The 7,761-nt window shown below is 41.1% G+C and carries 7 protein-coding genes, 1 tRNA gene and 1 pseudogene; 5 read left to right on the top strand and 4 right to left on the bottom strand.

Annotated features, from left to right (window positions below):
• Positions 1–372, bottom strand: a pseudogene (locus AC5JMK_RS07820) (hypothetical protein); the annotation flags it as partial.
• Between the two features lie 387 nt (positions 373–759).
• Here AC5JMK_RS07820 and AC5JMK_RS07815 point away from each other — a divergent pair.
• The gene (locus AC5JMK_RS07815) at positions 760–1,089 is read left to right on the top strand and encodes a helix-turn-helix transcriptional regulator (RefSeq protein WP_495909801.1); all 330 of its coding nucleotides are present in this window, start codon (positions 760–762) and stop codon (positions 1,087–1,089) included.
• A gap of 411 nt (positions 1,090–1,500) precedes the next feature.
• On the opposite strand, the gene AC5JMK_RS07810 is transcribed toward AC5JMK_RS07815, so the two are convergent.
• The 3 genes from AC5JMK_RS07810 to AC5JMK_RS07800 all read right to left on the bottom strand — a co-directional run bounded on the left by AC5JMK_RS07810 (position 1,501) and on the right by AC5JMK_RS07800 (position 3,197).
• Positions 1,501–2,682 carry an Arm DNA-binding domain-containing protein gene (locus AC5JMK_RS07810; RefSeq protein ID WP_495909800.1) on the bottom strand — a complete coding sequence of 394 codons (1,182 nt, stop codon included), beginning with the start codon at positions 2,680–2,682 and terminating at the stop codon, positions 1,501–1,503.
• Positions 2,683–2,882: 200 nt separating this feature from the next.
• Positions 2,883–2,955: transfer RNA gene (locus AC5JMK_RS07805), tRNA-Phe, on the bottom strand.
• Positions 2,956–3,029: 74 nt separating this feature from the next.
• The gene (locus AC5JMK_RS07800) at positions 3,030–3,197 is read right to left on the bottom strand and encodes a hypothetical protein (RefSeq protein ID WP_495909799.1); all 168 of its coding nucleotides are present in this window, start codon (positions 3,195–3,197) and stop codon (positions 3,030–3,032) included.
• A 59-nt stretch (positions 3,198–3,256) separates the two neighbouring features.
• Between AC5JMK_RS07800 and AC5JMK_RS07795 the strand changes: the two genes are divergently transcribed.
• From AC5JMK_RS07795 to glmS, 4 genes are all read left to right on the top strand, one after another.
• The gene (locus tag AC5JMK_RS07795; RefSeq protein WP_096677326.1) at positions 3,257–3,511 is read left to right on the top strand and encodes a FitA-like ribbon-helix-helix domain-containing protein; all 255 of its coding nucleotides are present in this window, start codon (positions 3,257–3,259) and stop codon (positions 3,509–3,511) included.
• Positions 3,508–3,936 (top strand): type II toxin-antitoxin system VapC family toxin, encoded by a 429-nt coding sequence (locus tag AC5JMK_RS07790; protein ID WP_096677325.1) that lies wholly within the window; start codon positions 3,508–3,510, stop codon positions 3,934–3,936. The genes AC5JMK_RS07795 and AC5JMK_RS07790 overlap by 4 nt, the downstream gene beginning before the upstream one ends.
• A gap of 1,082 nt (positions 3,937–5,018) precedes the next feature.
• Positions 5,019–5,264: a photosystem I iron-sulfur center protein PsaC gene (psaC, locus tag AC5JMK_RS07785; protein ID WP_096677324.1), complete on the top strand. Its 246-nt coding sequence runs from the start codon at positions 5,019–5,021 to the stop codon at positions 5,262–5,264.
• A gap of 362 nt (positions 5,265–5,626) precedes the next feature.
• Positions 5,627–7,528, top strand: coding sequence for a glutamine--fructose-6-phosphate transaminase (isomerizing) (gene glmS / locus AC5JMK_RS07780; RefSeq protein WP_096677323.1), 1,902 nt, complete (start codon positions 5,627–5,629; stop codon positions 7,526–7,528).
• Positions 7,529–7,761 lie beyond the last annotated feature (233 nt).

Below are 7,761 nucleotides of genomic sequence, written 5' to 3'. Positions count from 1 at the left end.
GTCAGAAATTGAAAGATTGCCTTTAACTTCGGTTGTCGCTACATCAATAGTTGTGATGGGCGGTTCATGGAATATAATACAACCGCTTTCGATCTGCATCTCAATTTCCTGTTGTTTAAAAGGAATTGTAGCAGTAGTTTTTGTAGGTTTATTTTTGAACGAAAAGTTAAATCCGGTTAGGTAGTTTTCCTCAAATATCAAATTCATTTGAATTTCCCTACCGTGTTCTAAGCTGACTTCTTTTAAAGCAGTTTGTACATCTTTGATAGAGCCTAATACATGATTATTATCTAATACTTGATTAACTACATCAAAGATGTATTGTAAATCTTGAGGTTCGGTGATGAAAGAGCAAATAATTGCCTCAACCATAAGATTGGACTTGAGAAATCATTATGCCTATTTTCTGTTAAAGGCTTTGGATAGTACTCTTTCTAAAGACGTGAATTAATTTATTGCTTTAGTGCTAAACAACCCTATCGCTTTAGTGATAGTTAATGATTTTGCAATCAGTATCAAGTTTAGTAATTCGGTGATTTTTTATTGATTTGTGTGAGATGAAGTCAGTCAAAGTTGATTTGATGTTGCTCAATCAAACTTGTCAAAGCAAAAATAATTATGTATAAATGATTCCAAATAGACCAATAATATCTAACCTCTTTTATCTGTTGAATTTTAACGAGACAGATTTATTTAAATAGGTTGGAATATTCTTTCTTCTTTAAGAAGATAGGAAAAATAAAAAAAATAACAATTTTTGTGCCAATATTGAAAATTCTCAAAGTAAAGTTTCAAAAAGATTTATATGATGCTCAAACTATGTTTAAATTTGTAAGTAAACAGCAAGCCTCGGAGCATCTGAATCTCAGCTTTGCCACACTCAAGAAATATCGGCTTGATGGAACGTGGATTGAAGGGATACACTGGGTGCGGATTAATAGTCGTTGTGTTCGCTACAACTTAGAACTCATACAAGACTGGTTGCAAAATCGCCACGATCCGATCGCTCACTATCGGGCAATAGATGTATATCATGCCAGCTTACTGAGCAATCAGAAACGTTCTAATCGAAGGGCGAATTCTATTTAGAATTACGGCACAACATTTGGTTGGTAAGCCTATAGGAAATGTGAAGAATACAGGTGATCGCTCATCAACTGGCAATTCATAATATTTATGCCAGCTTATAGCGGTTCTCGCTCAGATGAGGTACATTCTCAAAGTTGAAATGATTTATCTATTGGGACTTAGACATTTTTAAGGCAGAAACAAGCCTCAAACCCATACAGCGCAAGGGAAATACCCCAAAGGATCAAAAATGCTTGAAACCCAGATATATCAAGAAACTAGGCAAAACGATGTCAAAGTCTCTCTGTATATGCATTTGAGTGTTTTTTATGGCTACTTTTTGTCTAAGTACCACTATGAAGTCTAGCTATACTTCATTAGCATAGGAAACGCTATAATGAGCAATCAGAAACTTCTAATCAAATAGCTTTCTCAAAAATCTGGCACAACAATGTCTCTACTTTGTCCTGCATAGTGTCGATAAATAACTTCCGGCGAATTACCCACTAACTTAGCCACGTCTTTCACATCCATCTTATTGTCCAATGCCAGTGTAATAAAAGTATGTCGCGTTTGATAAAGCTTGCGATATTCAATCCCATCAAGCTTTGCTAGAATCGATTTCCAACCTCGATTAGTCAGGTTGTGAATATCAATCCATCCTCCTTCGGGTGAAGGAAATATCTTTGCATCAGCACAGACAGTATTGGCTTTGATCGATTTTAGTAGTGTAGCCAAACGAGCATTGACGGGAAAGGTTCGTTTCTTCTGAGTTTTCAAGCCTTTCTTGCAGGTTAGTCCAGATTCAGAAATTACTACAGCTTGCTCAAACCGGATAGAACTGAAGTCTTTAGAAATGTGTTTCCATTGCAAACCAACAGCTTCAGATGGTCTACAGCCTGTCATGAAAAGAAATTCAATGAATGGGGCATAGTGTTTGTAGTAGCGGTTATTTTTGAATGCTTCGATAATTCTGTCACGTTCATCCCGGCTGAAGGGATTTATATCACTGTCTTCCTTGTCTGCCTTGGGAATCTTTATGTCAGTTGCCATATTCTCAAATGGATTTTCTTTAATTAACTGAGATTTCACTGCCCAATCACAACAAGCTGAAAGTTGTGTCAGGATTCGTTTGGCTGTATTCGGGGTTTTATTGGCAATTAACCAGTCTCGAATTGCTACTGCACTATCCAAGGTTTTGATTGGCAGATGAAAATTGATGCAGCGAAAGATTTTACAAAAGTCTTTCGCTAGAGTACTAGGCGATAAACCAGGGCGCTTAAAGTCGGTGTACTTCTCCCACAACTCCACCAGAGATGGTTCGGCTTCAACAACTGGTGTAATTTTTGGGGTAAAAGTTGGGGTAACGGTACTCAGCAACAACTCTGGTTTGTACTTGGCTAGAGTTGTGTCAAAATTGCCAGAGAGAATATCTAGCTCTATTTGCCTAGCCTTCATTTCCGCCAACTTGCGATTGGCTGGCGTATCTGTAAAACCTGTCGAAAGATAATGACGTTTTCCGGTATAGCTAAAAACGAGTTGCAGGCGTTCATTTGAGTTTTTAATTTGGACAGTTCCCTTAGAAGCCTTGCGTTGAGACATTTGGGTTTTCATCAGGCAACTCTTGAAATAGGTCAATCAGCGCGCCCTGATTTACCCCAACTTTACCCCAATAATTTGACTAACCCCGTCCAAAAATGTCCAACGTGGCATAAAATTACACCAGATTTACACCACCAAAAACGGCTGAAATGGGGTTTTTATGGAGACACTAAACCCCTGGAAGTCTTGCTTACCAGGGGTTTTATCTTAAGTGCCAGGAACCGGACTTGAACCGGTGACACGAGGATTTTCAGTCCTCTGCTCTACCAACTGAGCTATCCCGGCGAAAACATTTGTTTTCAACGATTAATTAATGTAGCAAACTTTTTCTAAGATTGCAATAGCCAAACGAAAAAAAACTAGAGCGGCAAAGTGGGGATAGCGATCGCACTCACAGCAATGCAATTAATTTTTGGTTCTGGTTTAGGCGGTGTAGGTGTCTCAGTTGTGCTAGTTTCCCCACTTAACCCCAATAAATCGAGCCATTCTCGCATTGATTGCGATCGCTTCTTGGGGTCTAATTCCATAACAGCAAGCTATAATCTCAAAAAGCTAATCCATATAACAAACTAATAAAAAGTCAATTATGGCTCAAGTCTTGGTTGAAGACCTAGACCCCATCATCCTAGAAAAGCTGAAAATCCTTGCCAAACAGCACGGTCACTCTTTGCAAGCAGAAATCAAACGCATCTTGGAGATGGCAGTACAAAGTGAGGCAACTTCAAGCAAGCAAGTCAATATGGCAAAGGTGAGAGAAGCTGCTTTCCAAATGCGGCTGCAATTAGTAGGTAATATCCATACCGACAGCGCAGAACTCCTCAGAAAGGAGAAAAACAAGTGAATCGCTACGTTGTTGATGCCACTGTGGCTGTTAAATGGTTCATACCAGAGATTAACAGCGAAAAGGCAGCTCGTCTTTTGGACGGAACTTATGAATTACTAGCGCCAGACTTACTACTACCTGAGTTTGGTCATATTTTGTGGAAAAAAGTCCAGCTAGGGGAAATTACTCAAGAAACAAGCCGAAGGATTATACATGAATTTAAGGCAATGATGTTGCAGACTTATCCTTCAACACTGTTATTAGAAACTGCTGTGGAAATGGCTAACACTCTAGCACAGACTGTAAATGACTGTTTTTATATGGCTCTTGCTTTTACAGAAGAATGCCAGCTTGTCACAGCTGATCGCAAACTCTACAACTCGCTCAAGATTAGTTTTTTTGCCGATAAACTTGTGTGGGTAGAAGATATTTCCAATCTGTAGCAAGCGTCGGGGATCAGGGATTGGGGATCAGGAATTGGTTTATTCTCCAGCCTCTCCCTGCACCCTGTACCGCTTCTAAAAACCTATGTATATCTAGGCAATAAGCTGTAAATATACGTAAGCCCAACTCCACGGTATAAGTTTGCTCAATTAGAAGCGCGCTTGCGTTTAGTCCCTTCGCCTGGTGACTCCGGTTCCTTGACCACTAATTCCCAGTTAGAGATACTGAAATTTATTTCAGTACGAGACTTAAAAAAATATTCAGTTTTTTACAATTAGTTTGTGCCAAGTGTTTCAAAGTTTTCACAACCTCGTAAGCTTTTGCATCCCGCACTAATCAAGCGTATTTATATTATACGTTGCTTCAATGCAAAGTTTACGGAAGAATCTGGGCAATCATGCCGATATTTGCCTAGATATGCACAAAATTTATTGAGCAGCAGCCAGCCCTGCGTTTCCTATTCCCCGTTCCCCAATCCCCATTACCCCTTCGCCCCTAATCCCCACTCCCTTGGGGGGAGTGGGGGCAATACGGTTCGGTTAAGGATTTTTCGCATGATTTGGGAATGTAGAGACGTTGCAGTGCAACGTCTCTACAGGGTTTAAATGCCAATCGATTTGTCTTATCCGAACCGTATTGGGAGTGGGGGCCCCGAGTTCCCCAGAGGGGGCCCCCTTTCATGGGTAGGGTTTTTAGCAGAGCGAAAATAGTTGAGAAAATTCTCAAATGTTCAACGTGGTTTGGTCGTTTCCGGATTCTTAAATCGGCTGAAATAGTCAAAAAATGACCAAATACAAAATCCCTACCCTTGAAATGAGGGGGCCCCACCTGCCCCTTATCCCCTCCAGGGGACCCCTACCTTCCCCAATCCCCGTTCCCCAATCCTCGTACTCTGTCAGAAGCCGCTTGCGCGTCTACGCGTAGCGTCTCCTCTGGAGAATCCCCAATCCCTGTTCCCCAATCCTATTACATTGTTTAAAGTTATGTAGCCTTTTGATTACGACAGATGAGTCACTGCGGTAAACTAAGCCTTGATTATGATTCTTTCGCGGAGAAGAACACCTCATTTAGGAGTTTTTTAATGTCTCATACCGTAAAAATTTACGATACCTGCATTGGCTGCACCCAGTGCGTCCGCGCTTGCCCGACAGACGTATTGGAAATGGTTCCCTGGGATGGTTGTAGAGCTAATCAAGTAGCTTCTTCCCCCCGTACAGAAGACTGTGTTGGTTGCAAGCGTTGTGAAACTGCTTGCCCCACTGACTTCTTGAGCATCCGAGTATATCTGGGGGCTGAAACAACTCGCAGCATGGGTCTAGCTTACTAAAAGCTAGAAAAAGCCCACACCATACCCGATTGGGTCGGGTCGGTGTGGGAGCAGTCACTGTATTAATTATCAAACTTTTTTTTACAAGGTAGGGTAGACATTAATCGCCTCTCTATTTAGATTGGGGAGAAACGTCTACCCTATAAATTTCTCGTTTTTTATAAAAATTAAAAAATCTTAGTATTTAGTCAATTGTCAATGGTCATTGAGAAGAGACTTGTTAAATAATTCTCCCTTGTCCCCGATTCCCGATCCCCTCACACTATCTTCCAAATTTTGAATTTTGAATTGTTTCCCCTCCCACCTTTTACTTAGCATCTATACTGGAATTTAATCATCCTGAAATTGTAGTGGTGTGAGTAATGTGTGGTATCGTCGGTTATGTAGGGACTCAAACGGCGACAGAAATTCTCTTATCTGGGCTGGAAAAACTAGAGTATCGAGGTTATGACTCTGCTGGAGTTGCAACGATTTGGGAAGACGAAGTTAACTGTGTCCGAGCTAAAGGCAAACTATCTAACCTACGTTCCAAGTTAGAACATTTACAAAGTCCTGCTCAAATTGGTATTGGTCATACTCGCTGGGCTACTCACGGAAAACCAGAAGAGTACAATGCTCATCCGCACATGGATACAGCAATGCGGATAGCGGTAGCAGTAAATGGAATTATTGAAAATTACTCTAAGTTGCGTGAGGAACTCAAACAGCAAGGATACCAGTTTCGTTCAGATACTGATGTAGAAGTAATTCCCCACCTCATCGCTCAATTTCTCAAAGAAGAAATCGCTTTTGGACAGAGTAATTCCGATTCTGTGTTTTTAGAGGCTGTGCGAAAAGCTGTTAATGAATTACAAGGTGCGTTTGCGATCGCCATTATCAGCGCTGACTATCCCGATGAATTAATTGTTGTTCGTCAGCAAGCACCCATCGTCATTGGTTTTGGTCAAGGAGAGTTTTTCTGCGCCTCTGATACTCCCGCGATTATTTCCCATACCAAGGCGGTACTACCCCTAGAAAATGGCGAATTGGCACGTCTGACTCCTTTGGGGGTAGAAGTTTATAACTTTGCTGGCCAAAGATTGAAGAAACATCCCCGGCTACTCAGTTTGAATCCGATGATGGTAGAAAAACAAGGATTCAAGCACTTCATGCTCAAAGAAATCTACGAGCAACCAGGAGTAGTCAGGGCTTGTTTAGAAGCATACTTTAACACCGATTGGCATCCAGGAAACAGTAGCAGATCTCCCATCAATATTGGTTTAGCAAGTGAATTTTACGCAGATATAGAACAAATTCACATTGTCGCTTGTGGTACTAGTTGGCACGCAGCTTTAATCGGCAAATACTTACTCGAACAACTAGCACAAATTCCCACTCAAGTACATTATGCCTCCGAGTTTCGCTACGCTCCCTCACCCCTGACACCCAATACACTAACCATTGGCGTGACTCAATCAGGTGAAACTGCTGATACACTAGCAGCCTTGGCAATGGAACAAGAACGCCGCCAGGGTAGAGAACCAAAGTATCAAGCGCGACTTTTAGGCATCACCAATCGTCCTGAAAGCAGTCTGGGATACATGGTTTCCCATATGATTAATACCCTCGCTGGGATTGAAATTGGCGTAGCGGCGACAAAAACTTTTATTGCTCAATTGATGGCATTTTATGCTTTAGCCTTGGATTTGGCTTATAGTCGTCAAACACTTCCCCTAGAAAACCTAGAAGATATTCTCAAAGGGTTACGCCAGATTCCCAAAGAAATGGAAGCAACTTTAGAAAGTCAAGAAAAATTAACCGAACAATTAGCACATGAATTTGCTGAAACTCAAGATTTTATCTTTTTGGGTAGGGGAATAAACTTTCCTATTGCTTTGGAAGGGGCGTTGAAATTAAAAGAAATTAGTTATATTCATGCAGAAGGCTATCCAGCTGGAGAAATGAAGCATGGGCCTATTGCTTTATTAGATGCCAAAGTACCAGTAGTGGCGATCGCAGTTCCTGGTAGTGTATATGAAAAAGTGATCTCCAATGCCCAAGAAGCAAAAGCCAGAGATTCTCGGTTAATTGGTGTTACACCTGTTAAAGATGGAGAAGCCGCAGAAATCTTTAATGATTTAGTTCCTGTATCCTTTGTAGATGAATTACTTTCTCCCATTCTGACGGTAGTTCCCTTACAACTATTGGCTTATCATATAGCTGCCCGTCGCGGCTTGGATGTGGATCAGCCTCGGAACCTCGCCAAGAGCGTAACTGTGGAATGATTTTATACAAATTTTATCAGTACTTTTCTTTAAAATACATGATGTAAATTCTGGATTTTGCTTATGATAGCACATCCAGAATTTTTTTTGAAGTGATGTTTGGCACAAGTGTTTATAAATATGTTTTGATACTCCCTGCGGTTTCAATAATTTGGAGTTCACTGGTATGTGTGACCTTCCCTGTAGCAACTTCCGTCTTCCTTGCAGCAGCTTCTGGGTTGACGTTTCCGTGT

The organism is Pelatocladus sp. (genome assembly GCF_059505505.1).
The sequence above is the reverse complement of the archived record's forward strand: the minus strand, read 5'-3'. Positions and strand labels throughout refer to the sequence as shown.

What these genes read in the sequence shown, in the direction of transcription:
- AC5JMK_RS07810 (WP_495909800.1), bottom strand. Translation starts at nt 2,682, where the DNA reads ATGAAAACCCAAATGTCTCAACGCAAGGCTTCTAAGGGAACTGTCCAA.
- AC5JMK_RS07800 (WP_495909799.1), bottom strand. Translation starts at nt 3,197, where the DNA reads ATGGAATTAGACCCCAAGAAGCGATCGCAATCAATGCGAGAATGGCTC.
- AC5JMK_RS07795 (WP_096677326.1), top strand. Translation starts at nt 3,257, where the DNA reads ATGGCTCAAGTCTTGGTTGAAGACCTAGACCCCATCATCCTAGAAAAG.
- psaC (WP_096677324.1), top strand. Translation starts at nt 5,019, where the DNA reads ATGTCTCATACCGTAAAAATTTACGATACCTGCATTGGCTGCACCCAG.
- glmS (WP_096677323.1), top strand. Translation starts at nt 5,627, where the DNA reads ATGTGTGGTATCGTCGGTTATGTAGGGACTCAAACGGCGACAGAAATT.